The sequence below is a fragment of the Novimethylophilus sp. genome (genome assembly GCF_036504375.1).
Classification (GTDB): Bacteria; Pseudomonadota; Gammaproteobacteria; order Burkholderiales; family Methylophilaceae; genus Novimethylophilus.
In genome coordinates this window covers 1-15,004 of record NZ_DASXVH010000038.1, presented here as the reverse complement: position 1 = coordinate 15,004, position 15,004 = coordinate 1, and the positions used below count along the sequence as shown (strand labels likewise).

The 15,004-nt window shown below is 63.1% G+C and carries 14 protein-coding genes; all 14 read right to left on the bottom strand.

The features are described 5' to 3' along the window. Entirely contained in the window at positions 1-2,430 is a 2,430-nt protein-coding gene (locus VGK14_RS05015; RefSeq protein ID WP_331507836.1) for a cyclic nucleotide-binding domain-containing protein, read from the bottom strand. Between the two features lie 158 nt (positions 2,431-2,588). Further along, positions 2,589-3,281, bottom strand: a complete 693-nt coding sequence (locus VGK14_RS05010) for a hypothetical protein (RefSeq protein WP_331507835.1) — start codon at positions 3,279-3,281, stop codon at positions 2,589-2,591. 93 nt (positions 3,282-3,374) lie between these two features. Further along, on the bottom strand, positions 3,375-4,595 hold the full coding sequence (locus VGK14_RS05005) for a hypothetical protein (RefSeq protein ID WP_331507834.1): 1,221 nt from the start codon (positions 4,593-4,595) through the stop codon (positions 3,375-3,377). Then, positions 4,589-6,127 (bottom strand): vWA domain-containing protein, encoded by a 1,539-nt coding sequence (locus VGK14_RS05000; protein ID WP_331507833.1) that lies wholly within the window; start codon positions 6,125-6,127, stop codon positions 4,589-4,591. Before VGK14_RS05000 ends, VGK14_RS05005 begins: the two co-directional genes overlap by 7 nt. Beyond that, the gene (locus VGK14_RS04995; RefSeq protein WP_331507832.1) at positions 6,055-7,011 is read right to left on the bottom strand and encodes a VWA domain-containing protein; all 957 of its coding nucleotides are present in this window, start codon (positions 7,009-7,011) and stop codon (positions 6,055-6,057) included. Before VGK14_RS04995 ends, VGK14_RS05000 begins: the two co-directional genes overlap by 73 nt. Then, complete coding sequence (locus VGK14_RS04990) at positions 7,008-7,475, bottom strand: DUF4381 domain-containing protein (RefSeq protein ID WP_331507831.1); 468 nt, start codon at positions 7,473-7,475, stop codon at positions 7,008-7,010. Before VGK14_RS04990 ends, VGK14_RS04995 begins: the two co-directional genes overlap by 4 nt. Next, complete coding sequence (locus VGK14_RS04985) at positions 7,472-8,404, bottom strand: DUF58 domain-containing protein (RefSeq protein WP_331507830.1); 933 nt, start codon at positions 8,402-8,404, stop codon at positions 7,472-7,474. Before VGK14_RS04985 ends, VGK14_RS04990 begins: the two co-directional genes overlap by 4 nt. Next, the gene (locus VGK14_RS04980) at positions 8,401-9,384 is read right to left on the bottom strand and encodes a MoxR family ATPase (protein WP_331507829.1); all 984 of its coding nucleotides are present in this window, start codon (positions 9,382-9,384) and stop codon (positions 8,401-8,403) included. Before VGK14_RS04980 ends, VGK14_RS04985 begins: the two co-directional genes overlap by 4 nt. Next, on the bottom strand, positions 9,384-10,205 hold the full coding sequence (gene ccsA / locus VGK14_RS04975) for a cytochrome c biogenesis protein CcsA (RefSeq protein ID WP_331507828.1): 822 nt from the start codon (positions 10,203-10,205) through the stop codon (positions 9,384-9,386). Before ccsA ends, VGK14_RS04980 begins: the two co-directional genes overlap by 1 nt. Continuing rightward, entirely contained in the window at positions 10,202-10,954 is a 753-nt protein-coding gene (locus VGK14_RS04970) for a tetratricopeptide repeat protein (RefSeq protein WP_331507827.1), read from the bottom strand. The genes ccsA and VGK14_RS04970 overlap by 4 nt, the downstream gene beginning before the upstream one ends. Positions 10,955-11,039: 85 nt before the next feature. Beyond that, a complete protein-coding gene (locus VGK14_RS04965; RefSeq protein ID WP_331507826.1) occupies positions 11,040-11,987 on the bottom strand; it encodes a formylglycine-generating enzyme family protein in 948 nt (315 codons plus the stop codon). An 8-nt stretch (positions 11,988-11,995) separates the two neighbouring features. Continuing rightward, positions 11,996-12,769 (bottom strand): formylglycine-generating enzyme family protein, encoded by a 774-nt coding sequence (locus VGK14_RS04960; RefSeq protein WP_331507825.1) that lies wholly within the window; start codon positions 12,767-12,769, stop codon positions 11,996-11,998. 23 nt (positions 12,770-12,792) lie between these two features. Further along, on the bottom strand, positions 12,793-13,818 hold the full coding sequence (locus VGK14_RS04955) for a cytochrome c biogenesis protein ResB (RefSeq protein WP_331507824.1): 1,026 nt from the start codon (positions 13,816-13,818) through the stop codon (positions 12,793-12,795). A 2-nt stretch (positions 13,819-13,820) separates the two neighbouring features. Continuing rightward, a partial coding sequence (locus VGK14_RS04950) for a hypothetical protein (protein WP_331507823.1) occupies positions 13,821-15,004 on the bottom strand: 1,184 nt, incomplete at its 5' end.

The window sequence follows — 15,004 nt, the reverse complement described above, 5'->3', positions numbered from 1 at the left end:
TTAAGCGATTTTATTGTTGTGCCAGACCGCGTAATCGAGGAATTCTTCGGGGCCGACCCGAATCGCGGCGCCGGTGGGGCAGGAGCGCACACATGCCGGACCGGCGGCAAGATCCTTGCACATGTCGCACTTCACCGCCAGCTTGGTCGTGGCCTTGTCCGAGAGGTCGCCCTTGGTGCCCGGCTCCGTGCCCACGCCCAGTATCAGCCATTGCCACAGGCTGGGGCGTTTGCGGTGGACTTCGATGGACGCCAGCTGGATCACGTCGTAAGGGCAGTTGGCGACGCAGTTGCCGCAGCCGATGCAGGTGTCGTTGATGAACACCTCGCCGTTGACCGAGCGCCGGATGGCATCGGGCGGGCAGTCCTTCATGCAGTGCGGATGCTCGCAATGGCGGCAGGAAGAGGGCACGCGAATCTGGTCGAACGTGGGGCCGGATTTTCGATCCAGGCGCGAAGTGCCGTCATGCGTATCGGCGCAGGCTTTTTCGCAGTTGTTGCAGCGCGTGCACAATGATTCGTCGATCAGGAGCACGTCGGTAGCTTCGCCTATGCCCTGCCGTACCAGGAACGAGATCAGGTTGCCGGCGTCGTTGCCCGATTGCAGCGTGGCGCCGATATGCTCATCCTGCATGTGGGTGAGGTAGCGCTCGTGCATCTCGTTGCGGATGTCCGGGTTGCGCGCCATTACCTCGGCCACGCGGTCGCAATTGAGATGAATGGCCTCGATGCTGACAGCGGCGCGCACGGTGCCGAAACGCGGCTGGCCCGACACCAGCGCCATTTCGCCGACGTAATTGCCGGCCGATACGTACGACAGCACCACTTCCTTGCCGCCTATCATGCGCGAGATCGTCACCGAGCCGCGCTGGATCAGGTACAGGCCGTCGGGCTTGGCGCCCTCGTAGAACAATACATCGCCGGCGGCGTAATGCCTGACTTTGGCGTCGTGCACCAGGTAATTCAGATCGCTCTCCGACAGCGACAGGCCGATATATACCCGAACCGCGCGTTTGAGCGCGACCTCGTCGATCATGCGCCGTACCGACTCCAGCGAATCGATCAGCTTGAGCATGTAGTGGCGCGGGGTTTCTATCAGCAGGCAGTCTTTCCCGGCCCTGATCGTGCCGGCGCGCCGGCGTCCGGAAATGAGCGCCATGTCGCCGAAAAAGTCGCCGGCCTTGAGCTTGAAATTGGGTTTTGCATCATCATGGATGCAGGCTTCGACCGATCCCGCGACGATGCAGAAGAATGTCGTGCTGTAGTCGTTGCGCCGGAAGACGATTTCGCCTTCTCTAGGCGCCAGGACATTGCTTTCAAGCAGGAAATCGCGCAGCTGCAAATTGGACAGCGGCGAGAGCAGAGGCACATTCTGGCGGATTTTGGCCAGGCTTTCCGCCACCGTGCCCAACTCCTGGCACCTGGAGAATTTTTCCCTCAGCAGTATCTCATCCGCCGGTTCCACCGGCCGGCCAAGAATATGGTCGACCGCTTCGTAGCCCTGGTTCATCGCCTGCTTGATCAGCGGATAGCCCGCCAATGCGCCGACGATATACAGGCCAGGCACGTTGGATTCGTAGCTGGCCGACAGTTGTGGGACCGAGGCCGGGTCGTCGCTGGGGAAGCGCACGCCGAAGCTTTCCAGCAACTGGCGCGGGGGATCGGCGCCCAGCCGCGCGATGACGCGATGGCAGCCGATTCTCTCAATGCCTTGCTGCGTGCGGGCGACGAACTTCAGCGGGAATTGCTCGTTTTCCGCCAACTCGACGTTTTCGACGCCGGTGTCCAGGCGGCACTCGATCTCGCCCTGTTTTAGTGCGGCTTTGAGTTGCGTGTAGTTTCTTTCCTTACAGTTGATGAAGCCTTCCTGGCGATTGATCAGGATCACCTGGTTTTTCTTCATCAGCGCCAGCGCATTTTCGATGCCGGTATCGCCGCCGCCGACGACGACTATGGTTTCATCTTCGAACTCGTCAGGATCGTCCAGCTGGTATTGCACTCCTGGCAGATCCTCGCCGGAAACTCCCAGCTTGCGGATATTGCCTTGCAGGCCGATCGCCAGCACGATGTATTCGGCCTTCAATGCCTGGCCCGACGCGAGCGTGATGCTGAAGGCGCCGAGTCCGCCCGTGATCGAGGCGACCTGGGCACCCAGGCGCAAATTGACATGATATTGCTGCAGCTCGTCAATCCATGTTTCCAGGACCTTCTCGCGCGTGCCGACCGCAAACGACATCGGACTGCGTAATGGCAGGGCGTTGGGCTCGGCCATCACCAGCTTGCCCTTCTGGTATTTGGTAATCGTGTTGGCGGGATGCTGCTCGGCTTCCAGCAGGATGTGCGAGATACCGAGTTCCGCAGCGTGCGCGGCTGCAGACAGGCCACTGGGGCCGGAGCCTATGATAGCTATCTTGAAATGTTCAGTTATCACCGAAGGGTTTTTCAGGGCTCTTGAATATGATCGACTATGGATACTAGCATAACCTGTGCCCGCAATTGAGCACCGTGGGATCCGCAAGGCGGCCGCATGCGGGTGGGTTCCGGTTCAGCCATGGAAACGCGATTTTATCGCGCCCGGCACCCTTTGCGTCAATGAATAATTGTGTTTTCCTGTGGCACAGACAAGGCGTGCAGCAGTGTATGCGGAGTTTCCATGGCCTTGAACCGGACGTTCACCATTCTGGTTTGCAATTCAACGCCTGACCTGCGCAGGGATTCGGTGCGTATTTTTTCGATAAAACCACTGTCGGCGCTTTCGATGGCCAGCATGAAGTCAGGATGGTTTTTATCATATTGGGTGCTGGTCGGCCTGGAAAAATACATCAGGTAATCCTGATATGACCAGATCATGAACTGTTGGCGGCATGAGACTGAGCGAAATTTTTTTTCGCTGTTAGCGACCACCTGAGACGGATCCCCATAAATATTCGTCAGCGCGGTCCTGACCGTTTCGGGATGTTGAGTGTCAAATTTTCCGATAACGGCTACCAGTGCGTTGTGCCGAAAAAGACTGGTTGCTTCGCCCAGCTGCTCGTCGCCAAAGCGGATGCCGATTTTGCATGCGATATCCGCGACCGATTTATCGATGCTTTGCCTGCATTCGGCAATGCTGCTCCCCAGCCTGGATATGAATTCTTCATAAGGCATGCCGAAATATACCCGAGCATACATTTCGGGATCATCCTTCAACAGCACCGGATGTATCTCTGCCTGCGCCGCAAGTGGAAGTAGAAGTATGGCCGGCAGGATGAGAAAACCGCGACAGAGATTCAGCAGTTTCATCGGTCTGTCCTTGTAATGAGGGTGTTTAATAAATATAAGAATTTTATATCTGCATATCCTATTTGTAAATGTGGTCACCAAGGGGGCAAGACATCAGCCGGGGCGATGCGCGGTTCGCCCGATTTGGCGTGTGATATGCGCTACCACGCGCAACAGTCGGCTTGCATCGCAATTGTCGGGGTCGGAGCCACCGTAGAGGCGACGATCGATGTCCATCAGGGCATCGCGGGCGGCTTGATCGTTGATATGCTGCGCCAGCGCGACAAGCGTCAGCGGCGGCGCAGCAGGCCAGATGAGGGCCGACCACGCCAGCAGGCCATCACGCACGCCCCGCGCATCCTCGGCCCTGCAGGTCCGGTACAGGCGCCATGCGAGGTGGAGGTAAGGGCGTGCCGCATATATTGCAAGCAGAATCAGGCAGAAGATTCCGGCCGCGATCAGGAGATACATAAGCGCTCCGGCCTGCTGCGGCACGGCAGAAGCAGGCAGGGTCTGCACCGTATCGGCGGCGATATGCAAGCGATGAGAAGGCAGGCTTGCGATATGCGGCATCGCCGTAGCTGTATCCCACCAGCGCAGCTGCAATTCAGGCACGACGATGTCGCCTGTGCGCTGCGGCACCATATTGAATAACTGTTCACGTGAACCGATATTGAGTTCGCCGGCGAAACGATTCTTCAGTCGTGCCGGTTCGGCATAAACCGCGATGCCGGGGGCGACGACTTGCAGTTCGGGAAGCTGCGCGGCATCGACCCCCGCGGCTTCGATGCGTATGGTGCGTTTAAATGCAGCTCCGATACGTGCGGGGTCCGGCGCCATCCAGGATTCTGTCAGCGTCAGCCGCCGCGCCGGCAGCCAGGATGCTTTTGCCGTCTCGGGAGCGGGCAGCACGTTCATTATCCTCGGTGAGGCTTCGACACTGACGGCATGGCGCCCACCGGACGATTGAGCGCCGGGCGTGGCGACCCGGCCGGCAGCATGTGCTCCGGCAAGTTCGAGCGGACCGCTGGCGAACGGGAGCACCGCATAACTGCGTTCGTGCACCCGGTAGCGCCGGTTCCCGCGCACTTCCTGATAGATGCGACCTTGGCCGATCGGCCGGATATCCGCCAGTCGGGCCGACGGGCCGTCGATGCGCAGATCGCGTACATCCACAGCCTGATAAAAACGCAAGCGGTAAATCGCCTGTGCCTGCACATAGACCTGCGCCGGCTCGATTTGCGCTTCGAGCAGCAAATCCTGCCCGGGTCCGGCGTCGGCCGGCAACGCGAACACGGCTCCCGCAAGCAGCAAAAAGGCGGGATATTTCACCACGATCGTTCGCCGCCGGCGAGACGGCGCCTATGCTCCATCAGCAGCTTTCGGCGCAACAGGCCCTCGGGTGCATCCGGTACGCGGCGCAGCCATTGCTGCGCGGCGGCGGCGGCCTCGCGTTCGGCATCGCCGGCCGGCAAGGATGCGGCCGCTACCGGCGGAGGCCGTGCTCCGCCGGTAGCGCTGTTGCCGGCAGACTGGTTCAGCAGGCGCTGTACCAAGTCGCGATTGTATTTTGTGTCCTTGTCCGCATGCTGCTTGAGCGCTGCGTCATAGGCGGCCAGCGCCTCGACCAAGCGTCCCTGCATCGCCAGTGCATTGCCCCGGTTATAGAGCGAATCGGCGTCATGAGCCTGTTGCAGCAGGATGGCCGCCCGGTCGTAGCGGCCGGCGCGATAGCTGGCAGCAGCGCACCAGCGCGGATCGGAAAAACCGTCTGCAGCGCGGGCAGCGGCGCCTGACTGGAGCAGGCGCCAGGCGCGGTAATCGGCCAGCGGCGACGATAAATCCAGCGCCGCCGCCGGCTGCGGTGCGGACAGCAGTGCCAGGAGCAGCGGTGCTGCGAGCAGCGTAAGGATGCCCGCACGAAACGCCAAGGCGGCGAGCGGCAGCAGCGGAAGCAGCAGCCAGTAGCCGGCGTCGACTTTGTTGCCCGACGATGATTCGGTAACCGTATTCCAGCGCCGATCGGCCGAGAGTGCGGCTATCAGCTGGCGGATGTCGCGATTGTCGGCTTGCAGCCGCACATAGCTGCCGCCGCTGCCTCGGGCCGTAGCCGCCAATGCCGGATCGTCTGCCGCTGTCATATGCAGGACGGACAGGCGCAGGCCCGCCAGTTCCGACGGCGACGGGGCAGGCCCCGCTCCGGCGGTTACCCACAGCAGGTCGCGTTGCGTGGCAGCGCTGCGCGCAAGGATGTTGCGCGCCATGCGCACGGCAAGCTCGGGGCGATTTCCGGCTACCGGGATGATATCGGGTGCAAGTTCGGGGACGAGGTGCGCGATGGTTTCGACATCCGTCGTCAGCGGCGCTGCCAGATAAGGCTCGCCGGCATATACCAGCAGCGCGGTTTGGCCTTCCGGCAGCGTCCGCAACAATTCCAGGATTTTCAGCTTGAGCTGTTCCAGGCGGGGTGGCGTCATGTCCTGCGCCGCCAGGTCGACTACCAGCACGCGTGCCATGTCGGGCTGATAAACCGTTTGCGACTCGCGCTGGAATGCGGGACCGGCGAGCGCCACCACGGTGGCAACAGAACCGCAGGCGAGCCAGGCTACGCCTGATGGCTGCCGGCGGCGCGGCTGGTTTCCGTCGATCAGGTGCGGCAACAGATGCGCATCGATCACCCGCCGCCAGTGCGCCAAACCGTTATCGGATATTCGCGACATCCGCCACAGCAATATGCCCAAAGGCGGCAATGCGAGCAGCCACCACGGATAAAGCAGGAACCACTCCGATTGCGTCATGCGGCGGCTGTCTTGGTACGGCGCAGCGTCAGCCAGCACGTCAGCGCAAGCGCGGCGGCCAGCGGCCACGCATAGAGTTCGCGGACCGGGCGAATGAAAGCCGCGCCACGGGCCATCGGTTCGATGCGGTCGAGCTGGTGGAAAAAGTCGCCGATGGCTGCGCTGTCGGTCGCGCGCAGGTAAATGCCTCCGGTTTGATGCGCCATTTCCCGCAGGGTCGTTGCATCGACGCCGTCTGCCTGGCCGCGCTCCGGCTTGCCGGCTGGCGAGGATGCGGAACCGATACCGATGACGTGGATGCGCACGCCCGCCCGGCGCGCCAGCCAGGCCGCCCGCAGCGGCGGCAGGGTGCCGGCGGTATTGACGCCGTCGGTCAGCACGACCAGCACGTGGTCATGCTCCGCAAGCGGCTGCAGGCGTTTGACGGCGAGCGCGACGGCGTCGCCCAGCGCCGTTTCGGCGCCGGCAAAACCGGCTTCCATCGTGGCGAGCGCCGCATGCATAGCTGCAAGATCGAACGTCAGCGGCGTATGGAGATAGGCCTGCGTGCCGAATACGATCAGCCCGACGCGGTCGCCCTGGCGTTGGCGCAGGAAGTCGTCGGCAAGCGCGCGCGCGGCATCGAGTCGGGTGACGGAACGGCGGCCGAGGCGCAGGTCGGCCGTTGCCATGCTCGCCGATACGTCGAATGCCAGCATCAGGTCGCGGCCGCTGGCCGGCTGCAATGCGGCATCCGCCGGTAGCTGCGGGCGCGCCGCGGCGATGACCAGCAGCAGCCAGGCCAGCACGGCGATCCATAGCGCCATGCCAGCGGGCGTTTCCGGCCTGGCGCCGCCGATGGCAGGCAGGCTGGGCACGCGCAAGGCCATAGCGCTATCGACGGGCGGCAGCAGGCGGCGTACCAGCCACGGCAGAGGCAGCGCCAGAAAGCACCAGGGCCAGGCGAAGCTCACGCCGGATTTTCCTTCAGCCAGCGGCGTGCCAGCGCGATCAGCGCGGCCTCGTCCACTGCGCCATGGCTGCGGTAGGGGCGCGACGCCAGCGCGGTGCCGACGCCGCTGGCAAACTTGCCGCCACCCCCGGTATTATCGAGAAAGCGCAGCCAGTCGCTGCCGCTAAGCCCGCCGACAGCGGGCTGGGGAAAACAGGCCAGCGCATGGCGCCGCAGCAATTGCGAAAGCCCGCTGACCAGTCGGGTAGTGTCGCCATCGCGGCTGTAGGTGGTTTCGAGACGCGCCAGCTCGCGCAGCGCGGCACGCAGCCTGCGCCTGCGCAGCGTGCGGTATGCAACCCAGCAGGCGGCTATGGCCGGCGCGATGGCCATTACTATGACTATGGCCATGAGCCAGGGCGAAGCGAGCAAGGGAGGCGGCGGCAGGTGGATGTCGCGCAATGCGCTGAGAGCCGGCGCTGTCATGCCGCGTGGCGCTTGACTGAAAAACCTGGCAGGCACGAGAGCACCCGTTGCGGTTCGACATGTGTGGCGAGCGGTACCCAGGTTGCTCCGCTGCGCTGCGCCAGCTGCTCCAGCGCGCTGCGGCGTGCGGCGAAGGCCGAACTGTAGGCGGCGCGCGCCGCAGCGCTACGCAGGTCCAGCGTCAGGTGGCGTCGGCCATCGGTGAGGCGGTAGCAGCCGGGCGGCGGTTCTGCTTCGAATATGTCGTAGACCTGCATCAGCACCAGCTCGGTAGATCGGGCAAGCGCGGCAAGCCGGCGTTCGGTTTCGACGTCGAGCGGCGCAAAGTCACTGATCAGCACCGTCAGGCTGCCCGGTTGCAAGTTATTTGCCAGCGTGCGCAGCGGCACCGTCAGCGTCGCTTCGCGCGCGGCCGGCACGGACGCCGACGCGGCAGCAAGACAATGCAATAGCGGCAATGCCCCGTAGCGGCGGTTTCTGGGCCGGATGTCGTGCTGGACGTCGCCGTCCCACACCAGGCCACTGACGCGCTCGCCGGCGCCGACCGCCGTCCATGCCAGCAAGGCCGCAGCGCGCGCGGCCACCACGGACTTGAATGCGACGCGCGTACCGAAACGCATGCTGGTGCCCAGATCGATCAGCAGGCGCACCTGGCGCTCGTGTTCCTGCTCGAACAGCTTGGTGTAGAGCCGGCCGCGTCGCGCCGTCTGGCGCCAGTCCACCGTGCGCATGCTGTCGCCGGTCTGGTAAGGTCGGGTTTCGGCGAACTCCATGCCGCGGCTGCGGAGCGTCGCCGCAGGGCTACCCGAGGATAACGCGGACAGCGGCAGGCGAAGCAGCGCCGCGGTGCCCACGCATTCGCGCAGAGCGATCAACTCGCGCAGCGACGCCACCACGCCGAAGTCAGCGTTGTCGCCGGGAAAGTTCATGGCACCGGCATGCGTTGCAGCAGCGTCGTGATCAACCGGTCAGGCGTCATGCCCATCGCCTCCGCCTCGTAGCTCATCAGTACGCGGTGGCGCAGCACGTCTGGCGCCAACGCCTGGATATCCGCCGGCGAGACGTAATCGCGTCCGGCCAGCCAGGCATGGGCACGAGCGCAGCGTTCGAGCGCGATGCTGCCGCGCGGGCTGGCGCCGAAACGTACCATGCCGGCGAGTTCGGTATCTATAGCTTCGGGATGACGGGTGGCTGCAGCCAGTTGTACGATATAGCGCTCCAGTTCGGGCGCGAGGTAGAGGTCGAGCACGCTGCGCCGCGCCGCAAAAATCTGCTCGCGCGATATCGCCGGCGGCGCCGGCACATCGCTTGCGGCCAGACCGGCGCGTGCTTCGGCGCGGGCCAGCGCGAGAATGTCCTGTTCGGTCGCGGCATCCGGGTAGCCGATGCGGACGTGCATCAGAAAACGGTCTAGCTGCGCTTCCGGCAGCGGATAAGTGCCTTCATGCTCGATCGGATTCTGCGTCGCCATCACCATGAACAGTTGCGGCAGGGCGTAAGTGGCTTGGCCGACAGTGATCTGGCGTTCGGCCATTGCTTCCAGCAGTGCGGATTGCACCTTGGCCGGCGCGCGGTTGATTTCGTCGGCGAGCACGAAATCGTGGAACAGCGGCCCGCGCTCGAAGCGGAAACTGCCATCCTGCGGGCGGAATACCTCGGTGCCGGTCAGGTCTGCCGGCAGCAGGTCGGGGGTGAATTGCAGGCGGTGAAAACTGCCGGCCAGCAGCGCCGCCAGCACCTTGACGGCCCGGGTCTTGGCCAGCCCCGGCGCGCCTTCGAGCAGCAGGTGCCCGTCGGCGAGCAACGCGATCAGCAGCCGCTCGGTGAGCTGTTTCTGCCCCAGAACCGCGGCGTCCAGACGCGCCGCCAACTGGCGGAACAGGTCATCGGCGGGCAGGGTTGTGCCCATTACACCAGCCCCTGGTGCAAGGCCTTGGACACGAACGGGATGCCGAAGAAAGTCATGAAGGCGAGGATGAAGGTGGCGATGGTCAGGATGGAGTTGGTGCGCGGCGTGGTGCGGAACGGTGTGCGCACATGCAGCGTGAGCGCGATCGACAGCCAGGTAATCAGCGACCATACTTCCAGCCGGTCCCACGACCAGTAGCGGCCCCAGGCATCCTGCGCCCAGATGGCGCCGGCGACGATGCCCAGGGTGTCGAAAATCAACGCCAGCGCCATGCAGCGGTAGGCGGTCCCGTCAAGCGACAGATCATCCGGCAGGCGCGCGAAGCGGTCGCGGCCGATGTCGGCGGCGCGTAGCAGCACGATGCCGCCTATCCCCAGTGCGACGAATGCCGAGCCCAGAAACAGCTTGATGAAGCCGATATGGATGAACAGCCAGACCGTGTTGTAAGTCGGCGGCAAAGACGATGCATCGCGCGGCACCATGATCATCCAGCCCATGATGATGATGATGATCGGCAGCACGATGGCGGCGAAAGCGCGCAGGCGGGGATTGATCCAGTACGCCAGCACTACCGCGGCCATCAGCCCCCAGATGTTGGCGGACAGCATTTCGAAGGTGCTGCCCACCGGCAGGTGATCGATGCGTATCCAGCGGGCAATGATGGCTGCTGTATGCAGCCCCCAGGCCACGGTCATCAGGGCCAGCAGCGTGCGTTCGGGGTGTTTGCGAAACACCAGGCCCCACAGCGCGAGGGCGGTGGCGATGGAATAGCCGACCAGCGCGGCCCAGAAAGAGGCGAGTTCAATATTGAGAATATTCATTTTTTCCATAGATCCGGGAAGTGGTTGCCCGCCTTGATTTCATAATCCATCGTGCCGTCCGGACGCAATGTTTCCGGCTTCGGCATCTTGACGGCGGTTCCCTTGCCATCGCGTTTGATCTCGTCGGCCGTAAAGCCGGGCGGGATACCTTTGGTCGGCCCCCACGGGCCGCGGCCGAGTTTGGCCTCCCATTCCCATATCGCCGAGCGTGCCTGCGCCACCTGCAGCCGGTAGGGGTCCGGATTCTTCACCAGATGCAGAAAGCTGCGCATACCGCCAAGCGCGGTTTCGAGGTCGCCCAGACTTTCGGACGCGGTGGCGTGATCGAAGTAGGCCTCCGCGAGCGTGGGGTCAAGATCGATGGCCTTGGTAAAAAAATCGCGCGCAGTCGCATGATCCCCCTTGCCCTGCAGGGCACGCCCGAGCTGCAGATAAGCCCGGGCCGAATTACCGGCCAGTGGGCGCACCCGGTTCATGGTTTTGATCGCGTCGTCATATTTCCCGGCAGTATTCAACGACTCCGCCTGTTTCAGCGCGTTCTTGAGTTCATCGCCTTGCCCATCCGGCTTTGGCATCTCCGGCGCCTCGGCGTGTGGTGCCCGCAATTCCGGGCTTACTTCGCGCAGGCCGGCGAATGCTGTCCGGTCGGTCGCGGTGGGCTGCCTCGATGCCTCGATGCCGCGGCCAGGCAACAGCTTGACGAGGTAGCCAAGTCCCATAATCACGGCGACCAGGGAGGCAAACGCCAACCGGCGATAATCCTTACGTACAGCCCCGCTGGGCCGAACTGTGGCGCGCTCTGGAATCATCAGCCTGGAAGCCACCCGCCTCATGTTATGGCTCGACAATGGTGGCCGTGCCGTTTTCGAGGTGAGTGCGCGCAGTCTCGACATCGACTGCAAAGCGGACGCCGAAACAGCGGAAATTCTCGTCCGGTCGCATCGTTGTACGCGCATAGACATGGATGAAGCTTGCGCTCGAAGCCCAGCGCCCACCCTTGAGTATCTTCACTGGGCGCGGAATGCCCTCGGTTAGCGTTCCGGTAGCGGCCGGTACCGGATTGCGGTCACCGTCTTTTATGTCGAGGTCGAACTGTTCGTTGTACCAGTCGGCCACGTATTCGAAGACATTGCCGGCCATGTTGTAGGCGCCGTAGGGCGACTTGCCGTTGCTGAACGACGTCACCGGTGCCGGCGTACAGCCGCCGAATGCCCGGAAGCCGGCATAGGTATCGTCCGGGTACTCGTCGCCCCACGGCCAGAGGCGACGGTCGGTACCGCGTGCCGCCTTGACCCACTCGGCCTCGGTCGGCATGCGAAAGCCCATCCAGCGCGTAAATTCGTCGGCCAGGTTCCACGATAAATGCGTCGCCGGCAGATCGCGCTCGGGCTCGGTCAGGTAATATTCGCCAGCCTCGTTGCGTCGTACCGCGCAGCCTTTCGTTTCGCCGCTACCGTATTCGGTCCGGTGCTTGACATCCCGCGAATCCAGAAAACGCTTGAGATCGCGCGCACGGGCTTCGTACTTGGCAATGTAGTAGCTGTCCAGCCAGACCTTGACATCGCGGAACCAGGGTTTGCCCTTCTGCACCGCTTTTTCGCGCTCGCCGTTTTCGACGGCGTACCAAAACCAGCCTTCAGGGACAAGAACGAACTCGACACCGTTAATGATGATTTCGCGTGGCAAATCCGGCTGCCGCGGCGCGCCGGCGGTATCGGCTACACCGGCGGTACTGAACACCGAAATGGCAGCCAGCATTGCCGCCAGAAAAAAAGTGCGCATGGAAGTTCCTATTGTTCTCGCACGAGGCGAAGGCCGATTGAATCGAGGGCGTCGTCGGCCGGATAATGGCCGCGCTTGGCGCACCGCGTTTGCTCGAGTTCAGTGCGGAAGCTCCCGCCACGTATGACGCGTGGCCCAGTGTCTGCCTCGACGCGCGGATTGTAGAGCGCGTGCCGCGTATAGCCGTCGGCGAGGTAGCCGTCACCCACCCATTCCCAGACATTCCCTTGCATGTCGTGCAGGCCGAAAGCGTTGGCTTTCAGGGCGCCGACTACGCTTGGCTTCGGGGTGCGGAACTGGTACCAGGCAACCTTGTTAAGCTCCTGCGGATCGGGTCTGGGCTCAAATTTATACTTCCGGCCGGCAAGGCACGCATACTCCCACTCCGCTTCGGTCGGCAAGCGGAAGCGGTACTTGCCGCCTGAGCGCGTACTCAGACGCTCGGCAAAATCGCGCGCCTGCGCCCATGTCACTTTCGCAGCAGGAAGGTCCTTGCCGTCACCGGGCGCATCGGCCGTGGCCATAATCTGCTGCCATTCCTTGATACGCACCTCAAATTTTCCCATCCAGAACGCATCAACGCAGACTTCGTGCTGCGGCACTTCATCCTCCGAAAGACTTTTCGCAAAGCCGATTTGCGCCCAGTATGAATCGGCCGGCGGTGGCACCGGCTTGGCGCTGCCCATCTGGAAACAGCCCTTCGGCACCGCGACAAATTGCATTCCCGTCGCCGGCTCGGTCCATGTTTTCGCTGCCGCCCCGGCCCAGATGCCGGTGCTCATCGTTAGCATCCCGATTGCAAAAATTATCTGTCGCATAACTGCTTGACCTCTAAAAGCACGCACTCACCCGACCGACGCAGAAGTCGTGCGTAGAACCACAACAAGCTAACAATTCCTACGATGACCGTCGCCACCAGCCAAGGCTCGGTCGGATCATAGACGATGCGATAGCCCATCCAGGAGGCGAGCCGCACATAGGTCAGCCGCCCGCCGTCAACGTCGACCGATTCACCCGGGCGCAACTCCAGGCGCCGCTCACCGACACGCAGGACCAGATGATGGCGCATCTTCTGGGCGCCCAGGTCGGCGCGCTGTCCAACCCGTAGCTGTGCAGACGGCGCATCGAGTTCAAGCATTACCCAAACCTTCGGCCCATTCGGCAAAGGCCATTCGGTTGTCGGGCCAAGCCCGGCACTGTCGCTGTCAGGCAGCTGCACGGTTCCGTATCCCGCAGCGCCGGTCGCCGGCTGCCAGTAAAAAAGCGGCGAGAAGCCGCGGCGGCTGGTCGCATAAATACGGTAGCCGTCGAGCACCAGCGGGCGATCGTCGCCGATCTCGGCGAAGCGGCTTTTTCCTTCCTCGTCCCACCAGCGTACACGGTTGTAGGTCGCATGAAACTTGCCGCGTTCCGGGAAATTCTCGGTAAATCCCTCGTTGCCGAAATGCAAGGAGCGCACCGCATCGCCGTGCAGCGGCCCCCGCTGGTCGCGCACCAGATTACCCTCGAAGGCGGTGCCGGAAGTAAGAATGGTTGCGCCATCGAAATAAGTCAGTCGCGCCACCGCCAGCAGCGCCACCAAAGCCAGAAGGGCGAGGTGAAAGAACAGTAGCGGCAGATCGGCGCGAAAGCGGACATTGGTGGCGATTGCCGCGGCCAGATTAAGCGCCAGCAGGGCGAAAGGCGGCAGCATGGCGAGCGTCGGGTCGGCGTCGCCGTGTACGGTAAGCAGGGCTCCTGCCGCCATGAGCACGAAGAAGCTCACAGTCAGGCGTGGCGAAGCCAGCGCTCTGGAATAATGCTGACCGGCCGATCCGAGCCACGCGGCCATGCTTAATAGCCCCCCGCAGCCGGTAATGGGGGAGTCTGGGCTTGCTGCGTGGTCGCCGCGCCCGCACATGCTGCGTCCATCCAGCTTCGGCCACCGCCGCACGACGTTTCGGTCCAGGCGGTACTCGATTGCCAGGTGGAAACCCGCAGCAAGGCTCCGTTGTAGTACGGAGCAGCCCAGAGCTGTCTCGTGTCACCGGTCGTTCCGCCAAAGGCACTCGTACACCCGGTCGGCTTGCCCGCCTCGGGGCCAAGGCAGTTCAAGTTAACCAGAAACGCCTTGTTCTTCCAGCCGTGCGGTAAGGCAATATGGCAAAACTGGCATCTGGCCATCGCCTGATGGTCGGAGTTCGTGGTATGGCCGGCGTCGCCGCTGTTGAACCCGCCGTTGCCCGATGGGTCATGGCAACGGCCGCAGACAGCGGTCGGGCTGGCGCCGGTCGCACTGGTAATTGTTTGCGTGATGTCCCACTTGCCCTTGAGCAGGAAATTTTCGCTCGATCCGTGCGGCCCCTGAGTCTTGGTGAGATCCGGGCCGGTACCGACTGTCCATGACGTCGGTTCGCCATGACAGTCGCTGCATTGCATGGTTTGCTTGCCGATGTTGGCAGCGGTGTTGAATGGGGCGCGAATGTTGGAAAAAACGGTAACGTTGTTGCCCGTGCGCTCATAGCTGGTGCGTCCCGTCGGCATGACCACCGGATGCCAGGAACGGTGGTTGGTTGGGGCACCAATTGGAGCGCCGTTGGGATTGCTCGGCGTATAGGCCGGGTCGTTGCCGTTTTCGCCCTGGTCGGTTCCCGTCGAGGGTGGGTCCGTAGCCGTGGTGCTGGCGGCGAATTCGGCCGCCACGTTGGTATAGACGGTCAACCCGTTCCCGCTGATGCCTGATGGCGTTCCGCCATAGACGGCGCCGCGCAGCAATGGAAAACTCGCCGCGACCAGGCTATTGCTGTAGTCGGAGTGGCATTTGAAACACAGCTGGTATTCGCGGGTAAGATAGGTCGAGCTGCGGACTGTACTTACGCTGGGGACGCCGCTTTTTACCGTATAGCTCGTCGGTGCCTGCGGCCAGGTGGTCTGGGCGCCGTAATTTGGCTCCACGCCCCACATGCCGCGCAGCACGCCGGAGGCGACGTTGCCGTCCGCTCCCAGGTTGCCTGCTGTCCCCCCCGCCTTGTGGGTGC

Excerpts from the sequence above, each read along its gene's own strand:
- VGK14_RS04985 (WP_331507830.1), bottom strand. The coding sequence starts at position 8,404 with ATGAACTTTCCCGGCGACAACGCTGACTTCGGCGTGGTGGCGTCGCTG.
- VGK14_RS04980 (WP_331507829.1), bottom strand. The coding sequence starts at position 9,384 with ATGGGCACAACCCTGCCCGCCGATGACCTGTTCCGCCAGTTGGCGGCG.
- VGK14_RS04965 (WP_331507826.1), bottom strand. The coding sequence starts at position 11,987 with ATGCGCACTTTTTTTCTGGCGGCAATGCTGGCTGCCATTTCGGTGTTC.
- VGK14_RS04955 (WP_331507824.1), bottom strand. The coding sequence starts at position 13,818 with ATGGCCGCGTGGCTCGGATCGGCCGGTCAGCATTATTCCAGAGCGCTG.
- VGK14_RS04990 (WP_331507831.1), bottom strand. The coding sequence starts at position 7,475 with ATGACAGCGCCGGCTCTCAGCGCATTGCGCGACATCCACCTGCCGCCG.
- VGK14_RS05010 (WP_331507835.1), bottom strand. The coding sequence starts at position 3,281 with ATGAAACTGCTGAATCTCTGTCGCGGTTTTCTCATCCTGCCGGCCATA.
- ccsA (WP_331507828.1), bottom strand. The coding sequence starts at position 10,205 with ATGAATATTCTCAATATTGAACTCGCCTCTTTCTGGGCCGCGCTGGTC.
- VGK14_RS04960 (WP_331507825.1), bottom strand. The coding sequence starts at position 12,769 with ATGAGCACCGGCATCTGGGCCGGGGCGGCAGCGAAAACATGGACCGAG.